This window comes from Streptomyces sp. NPDC003300 (assembly GCF_040610915.1).
Taxonomy (GTDB): domain Bacteria; phylum Actinomycetota; class Actinomycetes; order Streptomycetales; family Streptomycetaceae; genus Actinacidiphila.
The window spans coordinates 280773-306358 of record NZ_JBEXNE010000002.1 but is presented as its reverse complement, the minus strand read 5'-3'; the positions used below and the strand labels follow the sequence as shown (position 1 = coordinate 306358).

Annotated in this window: 23 protein-coding genes and 1 riboswitch; of the genes, 11 read left to right on the top strand and 12 right to left on the bottom strand. The window is 72.3% G+C overall.

Features of this window, described 5'->3' with window-relative positions; translation table 11 throughout:
* Positions 1-240: 240 nt before the first annotated feature.
* The gene (locus tag ABZX65_RS03865) at positions 241-3006 is read right to left on the bottom strand and encodes an N-acetylmuramoyl-L-alanine amidase (RefSeq protein ID WP_355334710.1); all 2766 of its coding nucleotides are present in this window, start codon (positions 3004-3006) and stop codon (positions 241-243) included.
* Positions 3007-3381: 375 nt separating this feature from the next.
* Here ABZX65_RS03865 and ABZX65_RS03860 point away from each other — a divergent pair, with 375 nt between their 5' ends.
* A complete protein-coding gene (locus ABZX65_RS03860; protein WP_355334194.1) occupies positions 3382-4731 on the top strand; it encodes a class II 3-deoxy-7-phosphoheptulonate synthase in 1350 nt (449 codons plus the stop codon).
* Between the two features lie 151 nt (positions 4732-4882).
* Positions 4883-5212 carry a (2Fe-2S)-binding protein gene (locus tag ABZX65_RS03855; protein WP_355334191.1) on the top strand — a complete coding sequence of 110 codons (330 nt, stop codon included), beginning with the start codon at positions 4883-4885 and terminating at the stop codon, positions 5210-5212.
* A 57-nt stretch (positions 5213-5269) separates the two neighbouring features.
* Here ABZX65_RS03855 and bfr read toward each other — a convergent pair whose 3' ends face one another.
* Positions 5270-5749: a bacterioferritin gene (bfr, locus tag ABZX65_RS03850; protein WP_188284346.1), complete on the bottom strand. Its 480-nt coding sequence runs from the start codon at positions 5747-5749 to the stop codon at positions 5270-5272.
* Positions 5750-5908: 159 nt separating this feature from the next.
* On the opposite strand from bfr, the gene ABZX65_RS03845 reads away from it, so the two are divergent.
* Complete coding sequence (locus tag ABZX65_RS03845; protein ID WP_355334188.1) at positions 5909-6523, top strand: sulfite oxidase-like oxidoreductase; 615 nt, start codon at positions 5909-5911, stop codon at positions 6521-6523.
* Positions 6524-6527: 4 nt separating this feature from the next.
* Here the strand turns inward: ABZX65_RS03845 and ABZX65_RS03840 are convergent, their stop codons facing one another.
* The 6 genes from ABZX65_RS03840 to thiO all read right to left on the bottom strand — a co-directional run bounded on the left by ABZX65_RS03840 (position 6528) and on the right by thiO (position 12588).
* Complete coding sequence (locus ABZX65_RS03840; protein ID WP_355334186.1) at positions 6528-7088, bottom strand: DUF4396 domain-containing protein; 561 nt, start codon at positions 7086-7088, stop codon at positions 6528-6530.
* Between the two features lie 94 nt (positions 7089-7182).
* Entirely contained in the window at positions 7183-8040 is an 858-nt protein-coding gene (locus ABZX65_RS03835) for a deoxyribonuclease IV (protein ID WP_355334183.1), read from the bottom strand.
* Positions 8041-8080: 40 nt separating this feature from the next.
* Positions 8081-10069, bottom strand: coding sequence for a Stk1 family PASTA domain-containing Ser/Thr kinase (gene pknB, locus ABZX65_RS03830; RefSeq protein ID WP_355334181.1), 1989 nt, complete (start codon positions 10067-10069; stop codon positions 8081-8083).
* Between the two features lie 228 nt (positions 10070-10297).
* Positions 10298-11110 carry a thiazole synthase gene (locus ABZX65_RS03825; protein WP_355334179.1) on the bottom strand — a complete coding sequence of 271 codons (813 nt, stop codon included), beginning with the start codon at positions 11108-11110 and terminating at the stop codon, positions 10298-10300.
* A gap of 3 nt (positions 11111-11113) precedes the next feature.
* A complete protein-coding gene (gene thiS, locus ABZX65_RS03820; protein ID WP_355334176.1) occupies positions 11114-11320 on the bottom strand; it encodes a sulfur carrier protein ThiS in 207 nt (68 codons plus the stop codon).
* Positions 11317-12588: a glycine oxidase ThiO gene (gene thiO / locus ABZX65_RS03815; protein ID WP_355334173.1), complete on the bottom strand. Its 1272-nt coding sequence runs from the start codon at positions 12586-12588 to the stop codon at positions 11317-11319. Before thiO ends, thiS begins: the two co-directional genes overlap by 4 nt.
* A riboswitch (TPP riboswitch) is annotated at positions 12584-12696 on the bottom strand. It overlaps the preceding gene by 5 nt.
* A 70-nt stretch (positions 12697-12766) precedes the next feature.
* On the opposite strand from thiO, the gene ABZX65_RS03810 reads away from it, so the two are divergent.
* From ABZX65_RS03810 to ABZX65_RS03790, 5 genes are all read left to right on the top strand, one after another.
* Positions 12767-13978, top strand: coding sequence for an FAD-dependent oxidoreductase (locus ABZX65_RS03810; protein WP_355334171.1), 1212 nt, complete (start codon positions 12767-12769; stop codon positions 13976-13978).
* A 65-nt stretch (positions 13979-14043) separates the two neighbouring features.
* On the top strand, positions 14044-14418 hold the full coding sequence (locus tag ABZX65_RS03805; RefSeq protein ID WP_355334168.1) for an Rv2175c family DNA-binding protein: 375 nt from the start codon (positions 14044-14046) through the stop codon (positions 14416-14418).
* Between the two features lie 28 nt (positions 14419-14446).
* Entirely contained in the window at positions 14447-15112 is a 666-nt protein-coding gene (gene thiE, locus ABZX65_RS03800; RefSeq protein ID WP_355334166.1) for a thiamine phosphate synthase, read from the top strand.
* Positions 15113-15724: 612 nt separating this feature from the next.
* Complete coding sequence (metF, locus tag ABZX65_RS03795) at positions 15725-16642, top strand: methylenetetrahydrofolate reductase [NAD(P)H] (RefSeq protein ID WP_355334163.1); 918 nt, start codon at positions 15725-15727, stop codon at positions 16640-16642.
* Between the two features lie 44 nt (positions 16643-16686).
* Positions 16687-17652: a hypothetical protein gene (locus ABZX65_RS03790; protein WP_355334161.1), complete on the top strand. Its 966-nt coding sequence runs from the start codon at positions 16687-16689 to the stop codon at positions 17650-17652.
* A gap of 24 nt (positions 17653-17676) precedes the next feature.
* Here ABZX65_RS03790 and ABZX65_RS03785 read toward each other — a convergent pair whose 3' ends face one another.
* The 4 genes from ABZX65_RS03785 to ABZX65_RS03770 all read right to left on the bottom strand — a co-directional run bounded on the left by ABZX65_RS03785 (position 17677) and on the right by ABZX65_RS03770 (position 23233).
* A complete protein-coding gene (locus ABZX65_RS03785) occupies positions 17677-19959 on the bottom strand; it encodes a germacradienol/geosmin synthase (protein WP_355334158.1) in 2283 nt (760 codons plus the stop codon).
* A gap of 219 nt (positions 19960-20178) precedes the next feature.
* Positions 20179-21693: an NAD(P)/FAD-dependent oxidoreductase gene (locus ABZX65_RS03780; protein WP_355334156.1), complete on the bottom strand. Its 1515-nt coding sequence runs from the start codon at positions 21691-21693 to the stop codon at positions 20179-20181.
* A gap of 35 nt (positions 21694-21728) precedes the next feature.
* Positions 21729-22337 carry a DUF4126 domain-containing protein gene (locus tag ABZX65_RS03775; RefSeq protein WP_355334153.1) on the bottom strand — a complete coding sequence of 203 codons (609 nt, stop codon included), beginning with the start codon at positions 22335-22337 and terminating at the stop codon, positions 21729-21731.
* Positions 22338-22618: 281 nt separating this feature from the next.
* Positions 22619-23233 carry a TetR/AcrR family transcriptional regulator gene (locus ABZX65_RS03770; RefSeq protein ID WP_355334150.1) on the bottom strand — a complete coding sequence of 205 codons (615 nt, stop codon included), beginning with the start codon at positions 23231-23233 and terminating at the stop codon, positions 22619-22621.
* Between the two features lie 164 nt (positions 23234-23397).
* Here ABZX65_RS03770 and ABZX65_RS03765 point away from each other — a divergent pair, with 164 nt between their 5' ends.
* From ABZX65_RS03765 to ABZX65_RS03755, 3 genes are all read left to right on the top strand, one after another.
* Positions 23398-23895, top strand: coding sequence for an SAV_6107 family HEPN domain-containing protein (locus tag ABZX65_RS03765; RefSeq protein WP_355334148.1), 498 nt, complete (start codon positions 23398-23400; stop codon positions 23893-23895).
* Between the two features lie 149 nt (positions 23896-24044).
* Complete coding sequence (locus ABZX65_RS03760) at positions 24045-24815, top strand: methyltransferase domain-containing protein (RefSeq protein ID WP_355334145.1); 771 nt, start codon at positions 24045-24047, stop codon at positions 24813-24815.
* Between the two features lie 247 nt (positions 24816-25062).
* Positions 25063-25491, top strand: a complete 429-nt coding sequence (locus ABZX65_RS03755) for a DUF3040 domain-containing protein (protein WP_355334142.1) — start codon at positions 25063-25065, stop codon at positions 25489-25491.
* The last annotated feature ends 95 nt before the right edge of the window (positions 25492-25586 follow it).

Sequence of the window (25586 nt, the reverse complement as noted above, 5' to 3'; positions counted from 1 at the left end):
CGGAAGGGGCGGCCGGCCCGGCGGGGAAACGCCGAAGGCCGCCCCTGGGGGCGGCCTTCGCGAAGTGTCGTGCGCGCGATCAGTGGGCCGCCGGAGGAGCGGTCCACCACCAGTTCTGGTTCAGCGACTGAATCGTCGTTGTCGGCGCGTTCATACCGCCGACCTTAGCGCACGGCCCGCGGGTGGGACAGCCGGTTCCACCCGCGGGCCGGGCCCGTGGTCACGCGCGGCGGCGGTGGGTCAGAACAGCAGGTTGTACGCGTTCCAGCCGCCGCCGATCTGGGACTTGGCCGCGAAGGGTCCGCTCGTCGCCGTCCCGGTGCCCTTGTAGAACCACAAGGTGCCCGAGGCGTCCCGCGCCACGGCGTCCGGCTTCCCGTCGCCGTTGAGGTCGCTGACCCCGACGATGGTGTTGTACGCGTTCCAGCCGCCGCCGACCTTCACCCGCGCCGCGTACGGGGCGGTGGGGCTGCCGGTGCCCTTGTACAGCCACAGCACACCGGCGGTGTCGCGGGCCAGCAGGTCCGCCTTGCCGTCGCCGGTGATGTCACCCGTGCTGATCAGCATATTGAAGATGTTCCAGCCGGGACCGATCTTCACCTTGGCCGCGAACGGCGCCGCCGGGTTGCCCGTGCCCTTGTACAGCCACAGGTTGCCCGAGGAGTCGCGCGCGATCAGGTCCGGCTTGCCGTCCCCGGTGATGTCCCGGGCGCCGATGATCATGTTGTAGACGCCCCAGCCCGCCCCGGTCTTCAGCCGCGCCTTGAACGGCCCGGACGGCTTGCCGCTGCCCTGGTAGTACCAGAGCACGCCCGAGGTGTCGCGGGCCACCAGATCACCGGTGCCGTCCGCGCGCAGCGCGGTCATCGCGGTGACCGTGTTGAAGATCTGCCAGCCGGGACCGACCTTGAACTTCGTGTAGAAGGGCGTGGTCGCGCTGCCCGTGCCCTGGTACTGGTACAGGCCGCCGGAGGCGTCGCGGGCCAGCAGGTTGTAGCGCGTGGTGCCGGAGTCCGCAGCCGTGCTGGTCTTGAGCTGGACGTCGCTGGCCTTCACCCAGGCGATCCGGTGGTTGTACCGGATCGGGTAGAAGAGGTTCGTCTTGCCCTGCACCAGCGTGCGGTCACCGGCCGCGGTGCCCGCGAAGGTCCCCGCGAACCAGTAGTCGCCCGCCTTCTGCACACCCGCCGTCGGGTACGCCTGCCCGGACAGCACGCTGTACTTCGTCAGCGACGCGTTGTTCTGCGACTGCACCGGCACGTTGGTGCCGGTGTACGCCGCGTCCTCCGGGTACGCCCGGCCGTAGACCGGGATCGAGGTCGCGCCGGTCTTCGGGGTGATCACGCTGGTCGGCGTGACGACCGAGGTGTACTGGCCGCCGGGGTTGCGGAACCACAGCTTCTTGCCGCCGTACCAGATGGCCGTCCAGTCGTTCTGCGCCTCGGCGACGACGTAGGCGCCGCCCGCGAGGACCTTGTTCGACCAGTTGGAGCCCTCGGTCGGCAGCGGGCCCGTACCGACGTACGGGTCGGTCGGCTGCGCGGCTGTGGTGGACGGCGAGGTGTACAGGTACAGGAAGTTCGCGGGCTGCGCGGCCACCGCGGTGCCGCCGTTGGTCAGCTTCGGCTGGTTCGCCGTGCTGTACGGCGGGACGACCCGCACGAGCTGGCCGGCCTTGACCGGACCGCCCGCGCCGCCGGCGCCGTCGGGCGCGCCGAGCAGCGACATGTAGTGGTTCCAGTCGAAGAACGGTCCCGGGTCCCAGTGCTGCGCGCTGACATTGGTGTCGAGCACGCCCGGCACCTCGTCGTGGCCGATGATGTGCTCACGGTCCAGCGGGATGTTGAACTTCGCGGCCAGGTACTTCACCAGCGTCGCCGAGGACTGGTACTCCTGCTCGGAGACCCACTGGCCTTTCTTGATCGCGTAGCCCTCGTGCTCGATGCCGACCGAGTGCATGTTCACGGTCTTGTTGGCAGCGTGCCACGCCTCGTTCTTGGTCTCCACGGCCTGGGCGACCTGGCCCTGGCCGCCGACCACGTAGTGGGCGCTGGCGTACCGGGACACGTCCTTGAATGTCGCCAGGGTGCCCGCGAAGGTGCCCTCGGCGTCGTGGATGACGATGTAGCGGATGTCCTCGCCGTTGGCGGGCCGGTTCGACTCGTTGTAGTTGCCGAAGTCGTCCGCCGCGGAACCGGCCTTGGCGTAGGCGGCCGGGTCGAAGGTGCAGTGCAGCTCGGCCGGGCACTCGGGGGTCGGGACGGCCGCCGTGCTCGCGAACGTCGCCGTCACCGGGACCTTGGCGGGCTTGACCACCCGCACCGTCGGGTCGGCGGGCAGCGTCAGCGACTGGCCGTCGGTGGTGACCCGGCTGACGCCGGTCTTCACCGAGCCCAGCACGCGCTCCGCGAAGAGCTGCGCGCCCTGCGGGTCGGTCGACTGGCTGTAGCGCGCGATGCCCGCGTACCACTGGCCGGGGTCGGCCGGCAGCGAGCCGGTGGCCTCCTTCTGGTACCGCGCGAGCAGCGCGGCGCCCGCGCGGACGCTCTGCCGCTCGTCGGTGCGTACGTCCTCTTGCGAGGTACGGGTCAGCTTGGCCGCCGCGTCCAGCGTGTGCAGCCGCGGGTCGTCGGTGTTCACCTTCGCCGGGTCGGACCTGAGCGCCCGCGCGGCGTTGAAGTGCTTGGTGACCACCGGGTCGCCGCTGAGGTTCACCTCCGCCAGCTTGTCGGCGGTGCTCGACTCCTCCAGGTCCTCGGGCTCGACCTGGGTCAGCCCCATGACGTTGTACGCGCCCGTGGTGCTCGGCTGTCCGTTGTGCGCTTCCCACAGCGTCTGCTGGTACGAAACGGCCATCAGCACGCTCTGCGGGACCTTGAACTCCTTCGCCGCGGACGCGAAGGCGTCCTGCAACGCGGTGGTGGAGCCATCCGCCTTCGCGTCCGTCCCGCCCCCGGATGACGGTGTCGCGATGGCGATGGTGCCGTAGGTGGCGACGGAGGCCAGCACGACGGCGGCGGCTCCGTAAGCGATCAGTGATTTCTTCCGGCGGTGTCTACGTGTCAACGCGCAGCCCTCGGCTATTCCGGCACGCGAGTCGCGCGCCCTCCCCTTGATGACCGCGGGGTTTGGCGGTCACCGGCCCTGAGGCCGGTCCGGCGGATCGCGAACGGCCCCTTCGGCTGCTGGACCGCTCGTGCAATCAGCCCGACGGGCCTAGGCGGCCAGACATTAGCAGTCACGGAAGGGGCAGGAGTGGACCGGGTCCGTGTCGCCCGCCGGACCTTTCGCCTCCGTTTTCGACCGATGGTGGCCACCGGGTCCGTCTCACTTCCTGAGCGGGGCCATAAGCACGTGACACGACCCCGTAATGTTGGGCCCGTGACCGTGAACGCAGATATCCACGCCGGTGACAACACCTGGCATTCTCTTCCCGCGGCGCAGCAGCCTGAGTGGCCCGACTCCGAGGCTCTGCGCGATGTGATCGCCGACCTCGCCTCGTATCCGCCGCTCGTCTTCGCGGGGGAGTGCGACCAGTTGCGCAGTCGCCTGGCGGCTGTGGCCAAGGGTGAGGCGTTCCTGCTCCAGGGCGGTGACTGCGCGGAGGCGTTCGACGCCGTCGGCGCGGACCAGATCCGCAACAAGCTCAAGACGCTGCTCCAGATGGGAGCGGTGCTCACCTACGCGGCGTCCGTGCCGGTGGTCAAGGTCGGCAGGATCGCCGGGCAGTACAGCAAGCCGCGCTCCAAGCCGACCGAGACCCGCGACGGCGTGACCCTGCCGACCTACCGCGGCGACTCGGTCAACGGCTTCGACTTCACCCCCGAGGCCCGCATCCCGGACCCCGAGCGGCTCAAGCGGATGTACCACGCGTCCGCGTCCACGCTGAACCTGGTGCGCGCCTTCACCACCGGCGGTTACGCCGACCTGCGCCAGGTGCACGCGTGGAACCAGGACTTCGTCAAGTCCTCGCCGTCCGGGCAGCGTTACGAGGCGCTGGCCCGCGAGATCGACAACGCGCTGAATTTCATGGCCGCCTGCGGCACCGACCCGGCCGAGTTCCGCACGGTCGAGTTCTACGCCTCCCACGAGGCGCTGCTGCTCGACTACGAGACCGCGCTGACCCGTACCGACTCGCGGACCGGCCGGCTGTACGACGTGTCGGGCCACATGGTGTGGATCGGCGAGCGGACCCGGCAGCTCGACGGGGCGCACATCGAGTTCGCGTCCCGGATCAGCAACCCGATCGGCATCAAGCTCGGTCCCGGCACCAGCCCGGAGGAGGCGCTCTCCTACATCGAGCGCCTCGACCCGGAGCGCGAGCCGGGGCGGCTGACCTTCATCGTGCGGATGGGCGCCGACAAGGTGCGCGACAAGCTGCCGACGCTGGTGGAGAAGGTCACCGCGTCCGGCGCGCAGGTCGCCTGGGTCTCCGACCCGATGCACGGCAACACCTTCGAGGCGGCCTCCGGCCACAAGACCCGGCGCTTCGACGACGTGCTCGACGAGGTCAAGGGCTTCTTCGAGGTGCACCACGCCCTCGGTACGCACCCGGGCGGCATCCACGTCGAGCTGACCGGTGACGACGTCACCGAGTGCGTCGGCGGCGGCGACGAGATCTTCGTCGACGACCTGCACCAGCGGTACGAGACGGCCTGCGACCCGCGGCTCAACCGCAGCCAGTCGCTGGACCTGGCCTTCCTCGTGGCCGAGATGTACCGCGGGCAGTAGCGCGCGGCGGCCCCACCGGCCGTTTCGTCCAGAGGGGCGCGGATCACACCGATCCGCGCCCCTCGGCGCTTTTCCTGACCAGGGGCGCCGGGTAAGGTAAGGGTAACCTCAGCTCCTGAGGCACTCCTGGGCCCTGATCGGCGGTGACCGCGTGTACGTCTGCTCCTGCTTCGGCATCACCGAGCAGCAGGTCAAGCAGCACGCCGACGACGGCCGCTGCACCCCGCGCCAGATCGCTTCCGCCTGCAAGGCGGGCACCGACTGCGGCTCCTGCGTCAAGCGCATCCAGGGCCTCCTCGGCCGCGGTGCCGCCCCGGCCACCACCCGCACCCAGCGCCTCGCGGCGATGCTCGCGGACGCCCGCGGCGCGGAGCAGCCGGTCGCGGCACGGGTCGAGCCGGACGTCCCGGCGGCGGCCCGCGCCGAGCGGATCGCCGTGCCCGGCGCCAACGAGCCGCCCGCCGCCGCGCAGGCGGCCTGACCGGGGCCGCGAAGCGCGGCTACGGGACCGCGGCGCGCCGGCCGGCGGGACCGTCCGTCAGGATTCCGGCTGCTCGATGAGCTGCGCGATGTACAGCGGCTCGCCCAGCTTCTCGACCAGTTCGAGCTGGGTGTCGAGGTAGTCGATGTGGTGCTCCTCGTCCTCCAGGATCGACTCGAAGATGTTCGCCGAGGTGATGTCGCCCTTGGCGCGCATGACCTCGATGCCGCGCCGCAGGCGGTCGATCGCCTCGACCTCGACCTGGCGGTCGGCCTGGAACATCTCGGTGACCGTCTGGCCCACCCGGACATGGAAGAGCCGCTGGTAGTTCGGCAGCCCGTCGAGGAAGAGAATCCTGTCGGTCAGGATCTCCGCGTGCTTCATCTCGTCGAACGACTCCGACCGGGTGTACTTCGCGAGCTTCGTCCAGCCGAAGTTCTCCTGCATCTTCGCGTGCAGGAAGTACTGGTTGATCGCGGTCAGCTCAGCGGTCAACTGTTCGTTGAGGAACTCGATGACCTCGGGGTCGCCCTGCATGGCAACGCCGTCCTTCCGATCGGGCTGTCAGGTTCCGCGCATCTTCCCACTGCTCAGGCATCTGATCCAGTAAGTGCAGGCTTACGTTCCGGGGCCCGGCTTGCCCGGAAAGACCCCGCCCGGTCGGAAGCATCACGCCCCGTCTGTCACCATGGAGACATGGGTCAGTCCGAACGCCAGACGGGGGAGCTTCCTCCGGGGCAGCGGATCCAGCGGGGCTGGCCGGTCACGCACTACGGCCCCGTACCCCGTTTCACGGCGGACCGCTGGGAGTTCCGGGTCTTCGGCGCGACCGCCGACAACGACAAGACCTGCTGGAACCACGAGGAGTTCTCCGCGCTGCCGTATGCCACGGTCGTCGCCGACTTCCACTGCGTCACGAAGTTCTCGATGCTCGGCATCGAATGGGGCGGGGTTTCCACCGATACCGTGCTGAAACTGGCACCGCCCGCCGACGACGTCACGCATGTGATGGTGTGGGCCGAATACGGATTCAGCTCGAATCTGCGGATCGAGGACTTCATCGACGACAAGTCGATATTCGCGACCCATAAGGGCGGCGAACCCCTCACCGCGGAACACGGATTTCCGGTCCGCCTCGTCGTCCCCGGCCTCTACGCCTGGAAGGGCCCCAAATGGGTCCGCGGGGTGGAGTACATGACGGCGGACCGCCGCGGCTTCTGGGAGGAGCGCGGCTATCACAACCTCGGTGACCCCTGGAACGAGCAGCGGTACTCGTACCAGGAGGAGCCGGGCGACGGGCCCGAGCTGTAGCGGCTCAGTGGTGGTACTGGTGCACCACCGCGTGGCCCTTGCCCCGCCCGATCAGCCACTTGTTGACCGGGGTCGTGACGGCGAAGGCCACCACGAAGGAGAGCGCCAGGCTCACCCAGAACAGGGCGTCGGCCAAGGTCGCGTCCATGGCGCCGGGGAAGACCAGGATCGTGCCGTTGTCGGCCAGCTCCATGAAGATGATCGACACGGTGTCGGCGGCGAGCGCCACCCGCAGCGCCGAGCGCGGGTCCAGGCCCGCGCGCAGCACGCCGCGCATGGTGAGCGAGTAGCCGAAGACGAAGGCGAGCACGATCGCCAGCAGCATCGTCCGCACGTTGTCCCAGCCGAGCGCCGTGCCGATCAGCATGCCGAGGACCTCGCCGATGGCGCAGCCGGTGAGGCAGTGCAGGGTCGCCTGGGCGGCCGTCCGCCAGCCCGCCCCGCCGCCGCTGCCGCCGTGGTGCGCGTGCGCCGCGTGGTCGTGGGCCGCGTGGTCGTGAGTTGCCTGGCCATGAGCTGCCTGATCGTGCGCCGCGTGGTCGTGGGCCGTGTGCTCGTACGCCATGGGATGTCCCCGTCCTCAGGAAGTGCGTGCGGTGCCTTGCGGTCAGCACAACCACATACCCCCTGGGGGTATTCCTGAGGGGCGGAAACAGCCCCTATCCGCGCAGCTCCTTCAGCAGCTTCACGTCCGACGCGTGCCCCTCGGGGCCGCCCGGCGTCTCGATGACCAGCGGCACGCCCTCCGTCGCCGGGTGCCGCAGCAGCTCACGGAACGGCTCCGCGCCCAGATGACCCGCGTCGATGTTCGCGTGCCGGTCCTTGCGCGCCCCGCACACGTCCTTGCTGCCGTTGGCGTGCACCAGCCGCAGCCGCCCCTCGCCCGCCGTCGCCGCCAGCTCGTCCAGCATCGCCGTCATCCCGCCGGGCGCCGCCATGTCGTGCCCCGCCGCGAAGGCGTGACAGGTGTCCAGGCACACCCCGAGCCGGGGATGCCGGTCGAGCGCCGCCATGTACGGGCCCAGGTCCGCGACCAGCGAGCACAGCGAGGAGCCCTGCCCCGCCGTCGGTTCCAGCAGCAGCCACGGGTCGTCGTCGTGCGTCAGCTCGTCCAGCAGCGGCCGTACCCGCTCGCGCACCTGCGCCAGCGCCACCTCGCGGGTCCTGCCGCCGGTCGCCGAGCCGGTGTGCACCACCACGCCCAGCGCGCCGATCGCCCGCGCCCGGCGCAGCGAGTGCCGCAGCGACTCCACCGAGCGGTCCACCGTCGCCTCGGTGTGCGAGCCGAAGTTGATCAGATACGGCGCGTGCACGTACGCGGGCAGGTCCAGCTCCGCGCAGCGCGTCCGGAACTCCTCGTCCTGGGCAGGGCTGCCGGGCGGAGTCGCCCAGCCGCGCGGATTGGCCGCGAAGACCTGGACGGTCTCCGCGCCGATCCGCTCCGCGTACCCCAGCCCCACGGTGGCCAGCCCGCCGGCCACCGGCACATGGCTGCCCACCGGATTGCGCGACCGCATCAGCCCGCCGCACCCGTCGGCGCGTCCGTCACCACGCGCATCAGCGCACCCAGATGGTGATCGTCGCGCCCTTGGGCGCCTGCCCGCCGCCGTCGGGGGACTGGCTGAAGACGGTGTCGCCGAAGAACACGGTGATCACCCGGACGTCGAAGCCCGCGTCCTGGAGGATCTGCTTGGCCTCGTCCTTCTTCTTGCCCGTCACGCCCGGCACGTCGAACTGCTGCTGGCCCTTGGACACGGTGATCGTCACCGTGTCGCCGGTGCCGACCTGCGTCCCCACCTCCGGGGACGCCAGCGCGACCTGGTCCTTGTCCGCGACGTCGGAGAACACCTTGTCCGGCGCCAGGACGACCTTCAGACCCGCGTCCTCGAGCTGCTGCTGCGCGTCGGTGACCGAGTCGCCGATCACGTCCGGCACGTCGACCGGAGCCCCGCGCGACACCTTGATCGCCACCGGGGTGTCGGGCGCCCGGCGGATGCCGCCGGCGGGGTCGGTGGAGACCACCTGACCGCGGGGCACGTCCTCGCTGAACTCCCGGGCCACCGTGCCGGGCGTCAGACCCGCGTCCTTCAGCTCCTTGCGCGCGGTCTCCAGCGGCTTGCCCCGGACGTCGGGCACCTGGACCTGCTGCGGGCCCTTGGAGACCTTCAGCGTCACCGTACCGTTGTCCCGGACGCGCTTGCCGGGACCCGGATCCGTCGAGATCACCTTGCCGCGCGGCACCGTGATCGAGAAGTCCCGTGTCACCTTCGCGCGCAGCCCCGCCGCGTCCAGCTTCTTCTCCGCGTCGGCCTGCGACAGCGCCAGCACCGCGGGCACCTTCGTGAACTGCCCGTCGCTGATGTACCAGACGCCCGCGCCGACCCCGAGCAGCACCAGCAGCGCCAGCACCACCGCCAGCGGCCCGCGCCGCCGCGGCGCACCGTCCCCGCGGCCCCGCCGCCGCGGCTGCCGAGGACCCGCGGGCGGCTCGTCGGGCGGCGGGGGCGGCAGCAGCAGCCTGCTCGTACGGTTCAGCTCGCCGCTGTCGGCCGCCGCCGGTACCGGCGGCGCGGACGCGGGCATCGGCTCCGACGCGAAGGCCGCCGACGGATAGCGGTGGACGACGCTGGTCGGGTCCTCGGACCCGGCGCCGCTCATCTCGCCGATGGTGGCCGCGGGCTCGCGGTCCAGCTGCGCCGGGGTCAGCGCCGCCCGCACGTCGCGCACCTCGGCCAGCAGGTCCACGGCGTCCGCGGGCCTGCCCCGCGGGTCACGGCAGGCGGCCCGCGCCACCAGGGCGTCCAGCGCGGGTGCCAGACCGGCGACGACCGAGGACGGGGCGGGCACGTCCTCGTTGAGGTGCTGGAACATCACCTGCGCGGGCGTCGTCCCGTCGTACGGCTTGCGGCCGGTCAGCGTCTCGTACAGCACGACCCCGCACGCGTACACATCCGTGCGCTGGTCGACCACGCCGTGCCCGATCTGCTCGGGGGCGAGGTACGAGACGGTGCCCAGCAGCGAGCCGGTCGACGCGCTGGTCTGAGTGTCCACCGCCCTGACCAGGCCGAAGTCGGCGACCTTCACGCGGCCGTCGTCCCCGATCAGCACATTCTCCGGCTTCATGTCGCGGTGGACCAGGCCCGCGCGGTGCGCGGCGCCGAGCGCCGCCAGCACCGGCTCCATGATGTCCAGCGCCGCCCGCGGCTGGAGCGCCCCGCGCTCGCGCACCACGTCACGCAGCGTGCAGCCGGCCACGTACTCCATGGCCAGATACACGTAGGTGCCGTCGGCGCCCTGGTCGAACATCCCGACGACATTCGGGTGCGCCAGCTTCGCCACGGCTTTGGCCTCGCGGATGAAGCGCTCGACGAAGCCGGTGTCGGTCGCCAGGGCCGGGTGCATCACCTTGAGCGCGAGCACCCGGTCGAGGCGGGTGTCCACGGCCCTGTACACCGTGGCCATCCCCCCGACAGCGATGCGCGCCTCGACCCGGTAACGGCGGTCGAGCGTCTGCCCGACGAGCGGGTCCTGCACGGTCGTGTCCACGATCGCCGATTCTACGAGGCCGGAATGCCCCGAACGGCGCTGCGCGCCCGGTCTGTACCCCACCTGTTGCGTGCCGCAACGCTTCCGTGACCTCCCGTCCCCCTGCCCGGGTCGGCGCCCTTCCCCGGGGCTCCGCCCCTGTACGCCCCTTCACGGAGGGCGGCGGGCCGATCCTTCAAGGGTCGCGGAGGGCACGTCCTGTGCGCGGTGGACGCGGGGCCCCGGGGCCTAGAAGGCGGGGCGTTCGGGGTCGAGAGAGGGGAGACCTTCGGGCGGGGAGGACGGGAGGGCGAAGTGGCGGCGGGGGATACGCCCGGCACGAAAGGCCAGGCGCCCGGCCGAAACGGCGTGACGCATGCCCTCGGCCATGAGAACCGGCTGCCGCGCCCGCGTGACGGCCGAGGCCAGCATGACGGCGGCGCACCCGAGTTCCATGGCGAGCGCGGCGTCGGACGCCGTCCCCGCCCCGGCGTCGAGGACGACGGGAACACCGGCCCGCTCGGTGATGAGTTGAAAATTGTGCGGGTTGCGGATTCCGAGCCCCGACCCGATCGGCGACCCGAGCGGCATGATCGCCGCGCACCCCACATCCTCCAGCTTCCGCGCCAGCACCGGATCGTCGCTGGTGTACGGCAGCACCGTGAAGCCGTCGTCCACCAACGTCTCGGCGGCGTCGAGGAGTTCGACCGGATCGGGCAGCAACGTCCGCTCGTCCGCGATGACTTCCAGCTTCACCCAGTCGGTGCCGAGGGCCTCACGCGCCAGCCGCGCGGTCAGCACGGCCTCACCGGCCGTGAAGCACCCGGCGGTGTTGGGCAGCACACGGATGCCGTGCCGCCGCAGCACCGACAGCACCGACCCCTTCGTCGTGGGGTCGAGCCGCCGCATGGCGACGGTGGTCAGCTCCGTACCGGACGCGAGCAGCGCCTGCTCCAGCACCTCCAGGCTCGGCGCCCCGCCGGTCCCCATGATCAGCCGCGAGGAGAAGACGGCGTCCCCGATCCGCAACGGGTCGCTGACGTCGACAGCGGAAGTCGTCATCCCTCAGCCCCCCTGCACGGCGGTGAGGATTTCCACGCGGTCACCGTCGGACAGCGGCGTCGCCGCCCACCGGGCGCGCGGGACGACCGTCTCGTTGAGGGCGGCGGCCACGCCGGAGGCGGCCGGGGTGAGGTCGGCCACCAGGGCGTCGAGGGCGAGGGGCGCGGGCAGGGAGCGGCGCTCGCCGTTCACCAGGACCGTGATCGTCATACGGTCTGCTCCTCACGCGCGGCGGCGGCCGGGGGTCCGGATACCGGGAAGACGGGCACCGGGACGGCCGCGAAGCGGGAGGCGGCGAACGGCCGCGCGTACGCGGGCAGTTCGCCCGTGACCAGCGCCTCCGCCATGATGTCGCCGGTGATCGGGGTGAGCAGCACGCCGTTGCGGTGGTGGCCGGTGGCCAGCAGCAGGCCGTCCAGCGCGCCGCGGCCGAGGAGTGGAGCGTTGTCCGGGGACCCCGGCCGCAGGCCCGCCAGGGTCTCGGTGAGCGGCAGTTCGGTGATGCCGGGCACCAACTCGTGGGCGTCCCGGAGGAGTTCGTAGACCCCGCCCGCGGTCACCGTGGTGTCCCAGCCCAACTCCTCGCTGGTCGCGCCGAGTACCAGCTCCCCGTTTTCGCGCGGCACCAGGTACACATGGCTGCCGCGTACCACCGCCCGGACCGTACGGGACAGGAACGGCGCGTGGCCCGGCGGGATGCGCAGCCGCAGGATCTGCCCCTTCACCGGCCGTACCGGCGGCAGCGCGGCCTCGGGCACGCCCGCGATCCGGCCGCTGTCGCTGCCCGCGGCCAGCACCGTACGACCGGCCGTGACCGCCGTACCGTCGTCGAGCAGCGCGCCGACGGCCCGGCCGCCCGAGATCTCGACGCGGGCCACCGCCGAGCGGTGCAGGACCACACCGGCCAGCTCCGCGGCCCGCAGCAGCGCCGTGGCGAGACGGCGGGGGTCGACCTGGTGGTCGCCGTCCACCCGCAGTCCGCCGCGGACACCGGGGGCGAGCAGCGGTTCGAGGCGGCGGCAGTCCCGGCCGCTCAGCCACTCCGAGGGCAGGCCCAGCGAGGTCTGGAAGGCGTGCAGATCGCGCAGGTGCGCGCGGTCGTCGGCGTCCAGCGCGACGGTCAGGGTGCCGCAGGCGCGGAAGCCGACGTCGAGGCCGGTCGCCTCGGTCAACTCGGCCACGAAATCCGGGTATCGGCGCGCCGACGCCAGATTGAGGTCCAGCAGCGTCTGCTCGCCGTACTGCGATTCGGTGACCGCGGCCAGCATGCCCGCCGCCACCCGCGCCGCGCCGCCGCCGGGGTCCGGGTCGGCCACGGCGGTCCGCAGGCCGCGCTGCGCCGCCCGCCAGGCGGTGACCAGGCCGATGATGCCGCCGCCCACCACCAGGACGTCGTACGACGCCGCCGCGCGGGAACTCCGCGGCGCGGCCGTCGGAGCCGCCGGTCCGCTCGGCGCCGCCGGTTCAGGTGTACCCATCGAATACCGCCCTCCCTTCGCCGGAATGACCCGGATCAGGTTCGTACGGTCGGCGGCCGTCCAGCCGCCCTCTCAGCCCGGTGCGTCCGGGCTCCCGCGTGTTCTCTGGCCCCGACACCATATCCCCGCCCGCCGCCCGGGGGTGGCCCGGCGTCGTCGGCGGCCCGTACCGACTACCGTGAATCATGTGAACGACGTCGTGATTGTCGGGGCCGGGATGGCCGGGGTGCAGACGGCGGTCTGCCTGCGCGAGCAGGGCTGGCGGGACGGCATCGTGCTGGTCGGCGACGAGCCGCACCCTCCGTACGACCGCCCGCCGCTGTCGAAGGCGGTCCTGCTCGGCACGGCGGGCGAGGACACCGACGTCCGCTTCGACGTCGACTTCGACGCCCTGGACGTGGATCTGCGCCTGGGCGTACGGGCGCAGGGGCTGCGGCCAGCCGACCACGAGGTCGTCACCGACAAGGGCGGCCTGCGCTACGGCCGTCTCGTCGTCGCGACCGGCGCCTACCCCGTGGCGCTGCCCGGCACGGCGGGCCTGCCCGGCGTCCACCTGCTGCGCACCCTGGACGACGCGGCGGCGCTGCGCCCGGTGCTGGACGCCCACAAGGACGTCGTGGTGGTCGGCGCGGGCTGGATCGGCGCCGAATTCGCCACCGCGGCGCGGCAGGCGGGCTGCGAGGTGACCGTCGTGGAGGCCGCGGACCGGCCGCTGTCCGGCGCGCTGCCCGCGACCATCACCGGCCACATGCGGGCCTGGTACGCCGACGCCGGGGTACGGCTGCTCACCGGCACCGCCGTCGCCGAGGTCGAACCCGGCGCCGTGGTGCTCGCCGACGGCACCCGGCTGCCCGCCGCGGCCGTCGTGGTCGGCATCGGCGCCAGGCCCGCCACCGGCTGGCTGGCCGGTTCCGGCGTCGGCCTCGGCCCGGACGGCGCGGTACTCGCCGACGACCGGCTGCGCACCACCGCGTCCGACGTGTACGCGGTCGGCGACTGCGCGTCGTTCCCGTCCGCGCGCTACGGCGAGCGGCTGCTCATCCACCACTGGGACAACGCCGTGCAGGGCCCGCGGACCGCCGCCGCCAACGTCCTCGGCGGCGACGAGGCGTACGACCCGGTGCCGTACTTCTGGTCCGAGCAGTTCGGCCGCTTCGTGCAGTACGCAGGGCACCACACGGGCGCCGACACGATGCTGCTGCGCGGAGACCCGGCGAGCCCGTCCTGGTCGGTGTGCTGGCTGCGCGGCGGCGCCCTGGCCGCGCTGCTGGCCGTGGACCGGCCGCGGGACCTGGCGCAGGCCCGCAAGCTGGTCGCCCGCGCGGCGGTGCTGGACCCGGCGCTCGCCGCCGACCCGGCGGTGCAGCTCAAGTCGGCGGCCCTGCGCTGAGCGGGGCGTCCCGCTAACGGCGCAGTGCCGCAGCGGTTGTCGGCGGCGGGTGGCACCCTTGTCCTGTGACTGTTTTCTCGTCGGTTGACGCACACATTGACGCTCTCGTCCCCTCGTGGCTCACGCTGCCCGAGGTCGCGGAGCGGCTCGGACTCGACATCACCCGGATTCGCCCCCTCATCAAGGAGGGCCAGCTCATCGCGGTCCGCCGCGGTGAGAACAAGGTGCTCATGGTGCCCGCGGACTTCGTCGGCGAAGGCGCCATCACCAAGGGCCTGTCCGGCACGCTCACCGTGCTCAAGGACGACGGGTTCTCGGACGATGAGGCGCTGGAATGGCTCTTCACGCCCGACCCGAGCCTCCCCGGCACCCCCGCCCAGGCACTGCGCGAGAATCGCGGGACCGAGGTGAAGCGCCGAGCGCAGGCGCTCGCCGTGTAACCCGTACGCCTCAGGGGGAACCGCCCGCATGACGACCACCGCCGCCGCCATCGCCGTGGGCACCGCCCGTGACCGGCTCGCCGCCGCCCGGCTCTATCTGTGCACCGACGCCAGGACCGAGCGCGGCGACCTCGCCGAGTTCGCGGACGCGGTACTGAGCGGCGGGGTGGACGTCATCCAGCTCCGGCACAAGGGCATCGAGGCGGGGGCCGAACTGGCGGCCCTCGCCGTCCTCGCCGAGGTCTGCCGCAGGCACGGCAAGCTCCTCGCGGTCAACGACCGCGCCGACGTGGCGCACGCGGCCCGGGCCGACGTCCTGCACCTCGGCCAGGGGGACCTGCCGGTCCCGGCCGCGCGCGCCATCCTCGGCGAGGAGGTGCTGATCGGGCGCTCCTGCCATGCCCCTTCCGAGGTGGACGCCGCCGCCGTGGAGCCCGGCGCCGACTACTTCTGCACCGGGCCCGTTTGGCCCACGCCCACCAAGCCGGGGCGTCCCGCCCCGGGGCTCGACCTGGTCCGGCACGCCGCCGGGCTCACGACCGACCGGCCCTGGTTCGCCATCGGCGGCATCTCCCTCGACAACATCGCCCAGGTCCGCGCCGCCGGTGCGCGCCGCGTCGTCGTCGTCCGCGCCCTCACCGAGGCCGCCGATCCCGCCGGCGCGGCCTCCGCCCTCCGCGCCGCCCTCGCCTGACACCTAGGCGGTGAGCATTCCCGGGGCCCGGCCCCTGGACGGTCCTCTCCCGCAGGCGGCAAGCCGGTCTTTTCGGGGCGCGGCCCCGAGGCGGTCTTTCTGCCAGGGCGGCTGGCCGGTCTTTTCAGGGGCGCGGGGAACTGCGCGACCAGCCCCCACCGGGCTTTCAGCCCGAAAACAACAGCATCTGCCCCGCTGGGGCCGGTTCTCAAAGGCGCACCACCGCGCGGGCTGAGCGCGCAGTTCCCCGCGCCCCTAAAAACCCGGCGTGCCGCCCCCGGCAGAGGGACCGCCCGGCTCGCGCCCCCTGAAAGCCCGGCGTGCCGCCCAGCGCAAGGAGGCCGCCCGGGGCCGCGCCCCGGAAAACCCGCTGTGCCGCCCTGGCAGAGGGACCGCTCGGGGTCGCATCCCGGGAGAGCGGGGACCCGTGGGAGGGGAAGGTGGCTTCGGCGGGGCCTGACGGGGGGCGAGCCCCGGGGAAGGCGCGGGCATGGGCGCCAAGCCCACCCGGTGTCCAATCCGTGGACCGCCGGTGGCCAGGAAACGGACGTACGAGGTCATATCGCCCCGTCCGGTTACGGACGGTGGCCAGCCGGGGCTAGCCTTCAAGGCATGGCTTTGGGGACACCTTCCACGCGAACAGACCGGGCGATCACGATCCGTGAGCTCCTGGCGCGGGGCGAGCGCTCGTACTCGTTCGAATTCGCCGCGCCGAGGACGGAGAAGGGCGAGCGGACGCTGTGGAACGCGATCCGCAGGATCGAGGCGGTCGGCCCCACGTTCGTGTCGGTGACCTACGGCGCGGGCGGCTCCTCGCGGGAGGGCACGGTGCGGGCCACGGACCGGATCGTGTCGGACACGACGCTGACCCCGTGCGCGCACCTCACGGCCGTGAACCACTCGGTGGCCGAGCTGCGCAACATCATCGGTCAGTACGCGGACGCCGGAATCCGCAACATCCTGGCTGTGCGCGGGGACCCGCCGGGCGACCCGCTCGCGGAGTGGGTGCCGCACCCGGAGGGCCTGACGTACGCGGCGGAACTGGTCCGGCTGATCAAGGAGTCCGGCGACTTCTGCGTCGGCGTGGCCGCGTTCACCGAGATGCACCCGCGCTCCACCGACCCGGCCGAGGACACCCGGCACTTCCTGGACAAGTGCCGCGCGGGCGCCGACTTCGCCATCACGCAGATGTTCTTCGACGCGGAGGACTACCTGCGGCTGCGTGACCGGGTCGACGCGGCGGGGTGCAGCACCCCGATCATCCCCGAGGTCATGCCGGTCACCAACGTCCGGCAGATCGAGCGTTTCGCCCAGCTCGGCAACGCCCCCTTCCCCTCCGACCTGGCCGAACGCATCCTCGCGGTGCAGGACGACCCGGTCGCGGTCCGGGCGATCGGCATCGAGTTCACCACCGAGATGTGCCGCCGTCTGATGGCGGAGGACATTCCGGGGCTGCACTTCATTACTCTTAACCACTCGACAGCGTCGCTGGAGATCTACGAGAACCTCGGTCTGCACCAGCGGACGTGACCGGCTCGGTACAGTCGGCTCGGTCCAGTTAAGGAAGTGGGCGCATGGGCTACTCGGTGCTGTACGTCGCCTTCGGAATCGTCGCGCTGTGGCTGCTCGGTGAGGTACTGCTCCAGTACAAGGCGCGGCTGCGCTATCGCGTACTGGCCTTCGCCGGGTTCCTGGGCGTGGTCGTCGGCGTGTCCCAGCGCAATGTGATCATCATCGTGCTCGGCGCGCTCGCCTTCGGCGCGGGCCAGTCCTTCGTGACGCTCTCCTACAAGCGCGGCTTCTCCACCGGCTGGGCGCTCGGCGGGCGTCCCGGCTCCAGCCGCCGCAGGAAGGGCGGGGTGACCGAGCCGGTGCTGGAGGTCAGCCCGGTCGAGGAGGAGTACCCGGAGGAATTCGCCGCCGCCCGGCAGCCGGGTCCGCGCGACGAACTCGACGCGGACGAGCCCGATCTGTTCGGCGGCGGGCGGCCGTTGGACTCCGGCCAGATCTACCAGCCGGTCCCGATGCACGAGGACAGCGGCGAATACCCGGTCTACGACGGCCAGTCGACGTACACCCCCGACCCGTACACCAGCGGCGGCTACGAGGGGTACGGCGCGCAGGGCTATGCGGGCTGGGGCGGCGAACCCCAGCCCGCGGCGGCCTCCTACGCCGGTGACGGCTCCGACCAGTCCGGCTGGGGCGGCCACGAGTACGGCTACGACCCGGGCGCCTACCAGGAGCCCGCCCCCGCCCCCTACGGCTACGACACCCCGGCCGGCGGCGGCGAGCCCTACCCGTACCCGTATCCGCAGCCCCAACCGCAGCCGCGGTACGAGACCTACGGCGGTCAGCAGGAGCAGGAGCAACAGCCGCTGGGCAGCGACCCGTACGGCTACCCGTACCAGCAGCAGCCCGACCCGCAGGCGCAGCCGTACATCCCCCAGCAGCAGTACCAGTCGCCGTACGAGCAGCAGCAACCGCCCCAGCAGGAGCAGCAGCCGCAGTACGCCGACCCGTACGACCCCTACCGCTACTGAGAGTTCGCCCCGCCGCCCGGCCCGCTACCCGGCCTGGGTGCGGGCCGCGTGCAGCAGTGACGGCAGCCGGGCCGCCGCCGTGCCCAGGCCGTTGGGCGCGGCCCAGGTCTGGGCGGGCAGCACGGCGGCCACGTGTGGGAAGTCCCGCCGCAGCGTCTCCTCCTCGTAGCGGTGGCAGCCCTCGTGCCAGGTGAGGATGCCCGCCAGCCAGTCGCGCAGCTCCTGCGCGTAGCCGAGCAGCACCTCGCGCGCCGCGTCGTCGAGTGCGAACTCCTCGAAGAGCGTGGGCAGTTGGTTCTCGGTGATGTGCTGGAACTCCTGCATCCGCGCGGCCATCAGATCCCCGACCACGTCCATCGCCTCCTGCGGCGAGCAGTCCAGGAAATTCTGCACGACGAGCACCGCGTTGTGGATCTCCCCCTCGAACTCGATCTCCTTGCGGTACGAGAACACGTCGTTGAGCAGGCAGGCGAAGTCGGCGGCGGCCACCTCCATGGACTGCACGGGCCGCGAGCGGTAGACGGCGTCCGGCAGCGCGTCACCGTGGCCGATCCGCGACAGGCTCATCGTCAGGTCGGAGCCGAAGGTCTTGCGGCGCATCTCGATGTAGTCGACCGGGTCCGGCACCCGGTTCTGCTTCTGGTTGGCCAGCTCCCACAGCCAGCTCTCGCACATGTCCTCGACGGCGAAGCGGAATTTGCCCCGCGCGTCGGGGGACATCGGGCCCGCGGTGCGCCGCCACAGGTCCGCCAGACCCCGTTCCAGCGCGCTCACCGGCGTGGGCGCGGGCTCGTCGCCCAGCGGCATGAACAGCTTGAACCGCTCGGTGGCCAGCCGGGCCGCTCCGGTGTCGGGGGACCGGCCGAAGACCAGCGGGTAGTAGTCGTCGCCGTAGGTGCCCCAGGTCAGCCAGTCCGTGGTGAGGTTCAGCTCCTCCGGCGAGGCCGCCGGGTGGATGCCCGCCGCGCACAGCGCGAAGTCGTAGTCGGCGAGCTTGCGTTCGTTCCACAGCCCGCCGGGGACGGGGAAGCCGGGCTCCGCGCCGAGGATGCCCATCGCCCGGCCCCACTCCATGTTGTGCCGCCGGGCGGTGTCCAAGTGCGGGCTGAGCGTGGTCTCGAACGGCATGTGGATCTCGGCGCGCCGGACCGTGTCGGTGCGCTGGTGCGGGGCGTGCGAGAAGGACCGGGCGCGCTGCGGCAAGGTCGCGGCCAGCGAGTGCAGGATCTGCGCGGCCGAGGTGCCCAGGCCCGTCGGCCCGCCGATCGCGCCGCCGCCGATACCGGCGCCCGCGCCCACCGCGCGGGAACTGCCGTCCGCGCCGTTCATGTACCGGCTGGAGCGCATGTGCCACTCGTGGCCGCCCGACTGCCAGTCCTGGAGTCCCTTGACGTACGCGAAGACGCCGAGACGTTCCTGCGGGGTCAGGCCGAACTGCCCGAACAGCGGCTCCACTTCGGTGAGAGCGGTGTGCTCGAACTGGTGCAGCCGCGAGGTCAGCAGGTCGTTCACCCGGTCCGCGGCCTGCTGGGCGGTCAGACCGAGGAACCGCTCAAGGACCAGGACGGCGTTGGAGAGTTCGCCCTCGTCCTCGATCTCGCGCTGGTACGAGAACAGGTCGTTGCGCAGGTGCACGCTGTCCGCGAAGCAGTCGCGCAGCACCCGCATCGCACGGCTCCCGGCGATCCGCGCCGGTACCTCGGCGCCCGCCGCGTGCTCGATCAGATTCGCCGACCAGGGCGCGCCGCCCACCTTGCGGCGCATCTCGATGTACTCGATCGGATTCGAGACCCGGCCCGCGTTGATGTTGGACAGCTCCCAGAGCGACTCCTCCAGCAGGTAGTACGTGCTCTCGTGGAACCGCTCCCTGAAGTCCTGCGACATCGTCGGCACCGTGCGCGCCCACAGGTCCGCGAGCCCCGCCTCGACCTGGTTGGTCGGCTCCGGCACCGGCTGTCCGGGATCCACCGGCATGAAGGCGGGCAGCCGGTCCAGGTACGCCTTCGCGCCCTGCATGTCCTGGCTGCGCTTGAAGATGTCCAGGAAGTGGTCGTCGAAGAAGAACACCCACACGTACCAGTCGGTGACCAGGTCCAGTTCGGGACCCGACGCGTCGGGATGGGTGTACGCGCACAGCAGCGCGTAGTCGTGGGCGTCGTAGTCCGCCTCGTCCCAGATCCCTGAGCCCTCGATCATGTCCATCTCGCGGGCCCACGCCTTGGAGTGCTCCCTGGCCCGTTCCAGGTGGGGGTTGAGCCGCGCCGGATACGGCACGTAGAACTGCGGGAGTTCGAAGGGCTGCGGCATGCTTCGTACGGCCTTCCGCTCGGTGATCACGGGCCGCCGTTCACGCTAGGCGGCCACCGCGCGCCCCCGGAGCGCCCGCCGGGCTTTTCCGTCCGATCGGTTGAATCCGGGCGGTGGTCCGCTTAAGGATCTTCGCGGCGGTAACGGGGGCGGCAAGAGGCGGCCAGCGGAGGGGAATCCGTCGAGCGGGCCGTCAACGAGCGCGCGGCGCACGCCCGTTCACCGGCTGCCGCCGGGCCCGCCCATGATCAGGTCGGCCACGATCGCGCCCGACATGCCCGCGTGCGGCAGTCCGCCGCCGGGGTGGGCCCAGCCGCCGACCCGGTAGAGCCCCGGCAGGCCGTCGGCGTTGGGGGAGCGCAGCAGTGAGCCGTGCGCGCCCGCGAGCGCCGGGGCGGGGACCGAGCCGCCCGGTGCGCCGGTCTCGCGTTCCGTGTCCGCCGGTGTCCGCACGATCCGCCACAACTCCCGCTCCCGCAGGCCGGGTACGGCCGCCTCCGCGGCGGCCACCGCCCGCTCGGCGACGGCGTCGGCGGCGCCGGGAGCCGTCCAGTCCAGGCCGGCCCGGCCGTGCGGCGGCACGGTCACCCTCACGGTGACCGCCTCGTGCCCGTCCGGGCGCAGCGCGGGGTCGTCGGGCCGCAGCACCGTCACCGTGGGGACGGCGTCCGTGGTGCCGGGGGAGTCGAATGCCCAGGTCAGCGCGCGCTCGCGGTCCGGGGCGTGCACGACCGTACGGTGCACGGCGTCGGCCGGGCGCGCGCCGCGCAGCGCCAGGTGGACGGTGAGGACGCCCCGCGGGTGCCGCGGGCCCCAGTCGGGCAACTCGTCCTCGGACTCCCAGGGCAGCACGTGGTCCCGGTGGAGCGCGGGCAGCGGCGCGCCCGCCACCACGAAGTCCGCCTCCGCCTTACCGCCGTCGGCCAGTTCCACCCCGGCGGCCCGGCCGTCCTTCTCCAGCACCCCGGTGACCTCGGAGCCGAACCGGAACTCCACCTTCCGTGCCAGACAGCGCGCGTACACCGCGTCGGCCAGCGCCCGCAGCCCGCCGGGCACGTACCAGACCCCGAAGGTCTGCTCCACGTACGCCAGTACGGTCGCGGAGGCGGGAGCGGTGCGCGGGTCGAGGCCGTAGTCGAGCGGATAGCTCTCCAGCAGCGCGGCCAGCCGGGGGTCGCGCAACTCGCCGTCCGCGACGGCGGACAGGGTCCGCGCCCGCGCCGGGCGCCGCAGCAGACCGCGCTTCCCGGCCGCCGGATACGGATCCTCGCGCAGCGCGGCGGTCGCCCCGGACACCGCGTCCTCCAACAAGGGCCTGCGAGTGGCCTCCCAGGCTTCCCGGGCGCGCAGCATGACCTCGCTCCACCGCTCGCCGCTTCCGGCGCCCAGAGCGCCGTCCAGCGCCTCCATGACCCCGGAGCGCGACGCGTTGGGCAGCGTCAGATCCGTACCGTCGGCGAAGACGTGGCGGGCGGCCGGATCGGCCTGCGCCAGACCGACGGACTGTTCGAGCGACTCCCGGCCGGTCTTGACGAACAGATCGCGCTGCACGGCGGGGAGCAGCAGCAGTCCAGGACCGGTGTCGAAGGCGAAACCGTCCCTCTCGACCCGGCCCACACCGCCGCCGTACGTCGCCGACCGCTCGTGCACCACCACCCGGTGGCCGCCGATGGCGAGCCTGGCCGCCGCCGCCAGCGAGCCCATACCCGCGCCGATCACCGCAATCCGTGCCATGGCAGGGACTGTATCGAAGGCCGCCCGACAGGCTCTCAGGTGGGCGCCGGGGTGCCGTTCCGGTTCTTGCGCTCCCTGCGCTCCCTGCGGCGGCGCAGCGCCCGCCGGATCCGGGACAGCAGCAGGAGCACGACGGTCATGCCGAGCACCAGCAGCACCGCCGCGATGATCGCGGCGGGCAGCGGATGGAAGAGCGCGAAGGTGACGATGCTCGCGACGCCCAGGTCCTCGGCGAGGCTGACCACGATATTGCTCGCGGGCTCGGGCGAGGTGTTCACCGCCAGCCTCGTGCCCGCCTTCACCAGATGGCTGGCCAGCGCCGTGGATCCGCCGACCGCGCCCGCCGCCAGCTCCGACAGCGAACCCGACTGCCCGGCCAGCAGCGCCGCCACCACCGCGCCCGCGACCGGCCTGATCACCGTGTGCACGGCGTCCCACGCCGAGTCCACGTAAGGGATCTTGTCGGCCACCGCCTCGCAGAGGAACAGGGCAGCCGCGATCAGCAGCACATCGGTGCGCTGGAGCGAGAGCGGCACCTCGTCGGTGATACCCGCCCTGCCCATCACACCGAGCAGCAGCACGACGGCGTAGGCGTTGATCCCGCTCGCCCAGCCGCTGGTGAAGACCAGCGGAAGTACGGACATGCGCGGGACTCTAGCGAACCGCGCCCACTGTCACCGAGTGAAATCGCGCGGTCATGAGTATCCGTACCTAGACGCGCGGTTGAGTACGTTCGCGGATGGGGCGTCGGCCGGGAAACCGGAAGAGTGGGGACCGCGGACGGGCTTCGGTGCCAGAACCGCCGACACGGGGCGGCGGAAGTACACCGGTCCGTACGTGAACGGGGGGCGCACGGGGGAGGCGCTGTTCTGGCACGGACCTGCGGGGGACCGGACCCTGCCAGAACAGCGCACCCGCGGACCGCTCACTGGCGCGCCGAACGCCCGCCGACCCTGCCCTGGAGCAGCCGGGACAGCGCCGCGTGCACCTCGTCGATACCGCGCTCCGGCTGGAACGCCTGCCAGTCCAGCGCGGCGACCAGCACCATCCCGAACAGCGCGGACGCCGTCAGCGGTACGTCGATCTCGTCGTTCAGCTCACCCGCCGCCACCGCCTCGCCCAGCACCTTCTCGACCACCGCCACCGCCTCCTGACGCAGGATCATCAGCGTGTCCTGCCAGGCGCGGTTGGTGCGCCACAGCTCGGCCACGTAGAGCTGCGTGAAGGACGGGTAGCGCACGATGAAGTCGAGCCCCGCGTGGATCATCGCGTCCAGCGCGTCGACCTTGCCGCCGCCCTTGGCCTCCGCGTCCTGCGCGGCCTCGCGCAGCGAGACGGTCAGCAGACCCACGCCGTGCCGCAGCAACTCCTCGAACAGGTCGTTCTTGCTGGCGAAGTTGTAGTAGACGGTGCCCTTGGCGACCCCGGCCCGTTCGGCGATCTCGTCGACCGTGGTGGCGGAGAAGCCCTGTTCGGCGATGAGGGTGACGGCGGCCTCGTACAGCTTCTGACGAGTGGCCTGGCGTCGTGCGGTGGTCATGGTGCCGATTCTGCCTGTCCGGCGTCCGGCATGTTCACCGGGCACGTTCACCCGGCGGATTCCGGCCACCGCGCGAATGTCCCGTTTTCGGGCGTTACCCCAGGTCAGGACCGATTGTCAGTGGTAGCCCCCACTATGGGTGGCACGGAGAAAGGAGGCTCGCCATGGCAGCTCCCGTAAGCGACATCCATCCTGTGCTGCGCCGCGCCACCGCGTCACCCGCCGCCCTTGACCTGCTCACCCAGGCACACCTCGGCCTCGAAGAGGCCGCCGTCCTGGAGACTCCGAACGAGCGCTACGCCACCGCCCACCTCGCCGCCCTGCGCACCGCCGCCGCGGTGCTCGCGGTACGCGGCCGACCCGAGCCCGCCCCGCGCCGCCGCCAGCGGATACGCACCGCCTGGGAGGTGCTGCCCGAGGTCGCGCCCGAACTGGCGGAGTGGAGCGCCCTGTTCGAGGCGGGCGCGGCCCGCAGGGCCCGCGCCGAGGCCGGCATAGCCGGAGCCGCGGGCCCCCGCGACGCCGACGACCTGCTGCGCGCCGCGACCATGTTCCTGCGCCTGGTGGAGCGCATGCTGCTCCTCCAGCCCGCGCTCGCGGGCAAGCCGCCCCTGATCCCGGCCCCCGCGGCCGCGGAGCCACCCCGCAGACGCGCCAACTGACACCCGGCCGCGCGCGGCGGCCCCGTCGTCCTGGTCGCGCACGAGCACCTGGACCACGACGCCCGGCCGCGCGCGGCGGCCCCACCTCGGCCGGGGGCTCTAGAGTGGAGCCGCCCGATGTGACCAGCCCCTGCGAGGAGCCGCGCGCCATGTCCCGTCAAGGAGGGGTGGACCCGATGCGCCCCCGTGCCAGTCTGCGTACCGCCGTGGTGTGGGAGGTCCTCAAGGACGCTCTCGAACGGCGGGCCAAGACCGCGGACACGGCGGCACTCGACGTCCTGGACACTGGCGGCGGCACCGGCAACTTCGCGGTGCCCGTCGCCCGGCTCGGCCACCGCGTCACCGTCGTCGACCCCAGCCCCGACGCGCTCTTCGCACTGGAGCGGCGAGCCGCCGAGGCCGGGGTCACCGACCGGGTCAGCGCCGTCCAGGGCGACACCCACGGGCTGCCCGACATCGTGCCCCGCGGGAGCTGGGACATGGTGCTGTGCCACGGCGTCCTGGAGTACGTGGACGACCCGGCGGAGGCCGTGCGCAACGTGGTCGGAGCCCTCCGCCCCTCCGGCGCCCTCAGCCTGCTCGCGGCGGGCCGCGGCGGCGCCGTACTGGCCCGCGCCCTCGCCGGGCACTTCGCGGAGGCCCAGCACGCCCTCGGTGACCCGGACGGCCGATGGGGCGACGGCGATTCGCTGCCCCGCCGCTACACCGCGGACCAGCTCACCCGGCTGGTCACCGACGCGGGCCTGCGGGCCGCCGCCGTGCACGGCATCAGGGTCTTCGCCGACCTCGTACCCGGCGTCCTGGTCGACACCGAGCCGGGCGCCCTGGAGGCGCTGCTGCGGCTGGAGCTGGCAGCGGCGGAGGAGCCCGGATTCCACTCGGTGGCCACCCAGCTCCACGTCCTCGGCGAGCGCGGCTGACGGACCCCGCGAGACCCCCGGAAGGACCTCTTCCGCTTCACCCGCCCCCGCCACCGGCCGGAGTAGTCGGTCACAGGCCCCCCGTACCGCCATTGCTGACCGTATGCTGGCATGACGTAACGGCGGACGGGGAATGAAGCCCCCGTCGGATTGGCGTAGTGGGGCGGGTTTCATGGGGGCGAATCCCTGCCTATCCTGAAAGGGTCGGACCGGTCGCCCCCCTGCGACCGACGAGTAGGAGGACTCCGTGCCGCTCTCGGAGCACGAGCAGCGCATGCTCGAGCAGATGGAGCGAGCGCTGTACGCCGAAGATCCCAAGTTCGCGTCGGCGCTTGAGGGAAGTGGGCTGCGCACGTACACCAGGCGGCGTGTCTACCAGTCGGTGGCGGGCTTCCTGGTCGGTATCGCGCTGCTCATGGGCGGCATGATCGCCAAGCAGCCCTGGATCAGTGTGGTGGGCTTCCTGGTCATGCTGGCCTGTGCGGTGCTGGCCGTCACCGGCTGGCGCAAGGCGGGCAAGCCGGGCGAGGCGGCGCCCGCCGCCGGGGTTCCCGGTGCCCCCGGCGCACCCGGCCGGCGGCTCAGTCGCCGCAACCAGGCCAAGCGGGGCAAGGTCATGGACCGGATCGAGGAGCGGTGGCAGCGCCGCCGCGACGAGCAGCAGGGTGGCCGCTAGAGGGTCACTTCCGCCAGCACGGCGCACCGTCCGAGGGTCCCGCACCCTCCCGGCGGTGCGCCGATCTTTTTGCCCCCTGGGCGCCCACCTGTCGC

Bases quoted from the DNA above. Each gene is read 5' to 3' on its own strand.
- bfr (WP_188284346.1), bottom strand. From the start codon at position 5,749: ATGCAGGGCGACCCCGAGGTCATCGAGTTCCTCAACGAACAGTTGACC.
- ABZX65_RS03845 (WP_355334188.1), top strand. From the start codon at position 5,909: ATGGGTCAGTCCGAACGCCAGACGGGGGAGCTTCCTCCGGGGCAGCGG.
- ABZX65_RS03840 (WP_355334186.1), bottom strand. From the start codon at position 7,088: ATGGCGTACGAGCACACGGCCCACGACCACGCGGCGCACGATCAGGCA.
- ABZX65_RS03835 (WP_355334183.1), bottom strand. From the start codon at position 8,040: ATGCGGTCGCGCAATCCGGTGGGCAGCCATGTGCCGGTGGCCGGCGGG.
- ABZX65_RS03825 (WP_355334179.1), bottom strand. From the start codon at position 11,110: ATGACGACTTCCGCTGTCGACGTCAGCGACCCGTTGCGGATCGGGGAC.
- thiS (WP_355334176.1), bottom strand. From the start codon at position 11,320: ATGACGATCACGGTCCTGGTGAACGGCGAGCGCCGCTCCCTGCCCGCG.
- thiO (WP_355334173.1), bottom strand. From the start codon at position 12,588: ATGGGTACACCTGAACCGGCGGCGCCGAGCGGACCGGCGGCTCCGACG.
- thiE (WP_355334166.1), top strand. From the start codon at position 14,447: ATGACGACCACCGCCGCCGCCATCGCCGTGGGCACCGCCCGTGACCGG.
- metF (WP_355334163.1), top strand. From the start codon at position 15,725: ATGGCTTTGGGGACACCTTCCACGCGAACAGACCGGGCGATCACGATC.
- ABZX65_RS03790 (WP_355334161.1), top strand. From the start codon at position 16,687: ATGGGCTACTCGGTGCTGTACGTCGCCTTCGGAATCGTCGCGCTGTGG.
- ABZX65_RS03785 (WP_355334158.1), bottom strand. From the start codon at position 19,959: ATGCCGCAGCCCTTCGAACTCCCGCAGTTCTACGTGCCGTATCCGGCG.
- ABZX65_RS03780 (WP_355334156.1), bottom strand. From the start codon at position 21,693: ATGGCACGGATTGCGGTGATCGGCGCGGGTATGGGCTCGCTGGCGGCG.
- ABZX65_RS03775 (WP_355334153.1), bottom strand. From the start codon at position 22,337: ATGTCCGTACTTCCGCTGGTCTTCACCAGCGGCTGGGCGAGCGGGATC.
- ABZX65_RS03770 (WP_355334150.1), bottom strand. From the start codon at position 23,233: ATGACCACCGCACGACGCCAGGCCACTCGTCAGAAGCTGTACGAGGCC.
- ABZX65_RS03765 (WP_355334148.1), top strand. From the start codon at position 23,398: ATGGCAGCTCCCGTAAGCGACATCCATCCTGTGCTGCGCCGCGCCACC.
- ABZX65_RS03760 (WP_355334145.1), top strand. From the start codon at position 24,045: ATGTCCCGTCAAGGAGGGGTGGACCCGATGCGCCCCCGTGCCAGTCTG.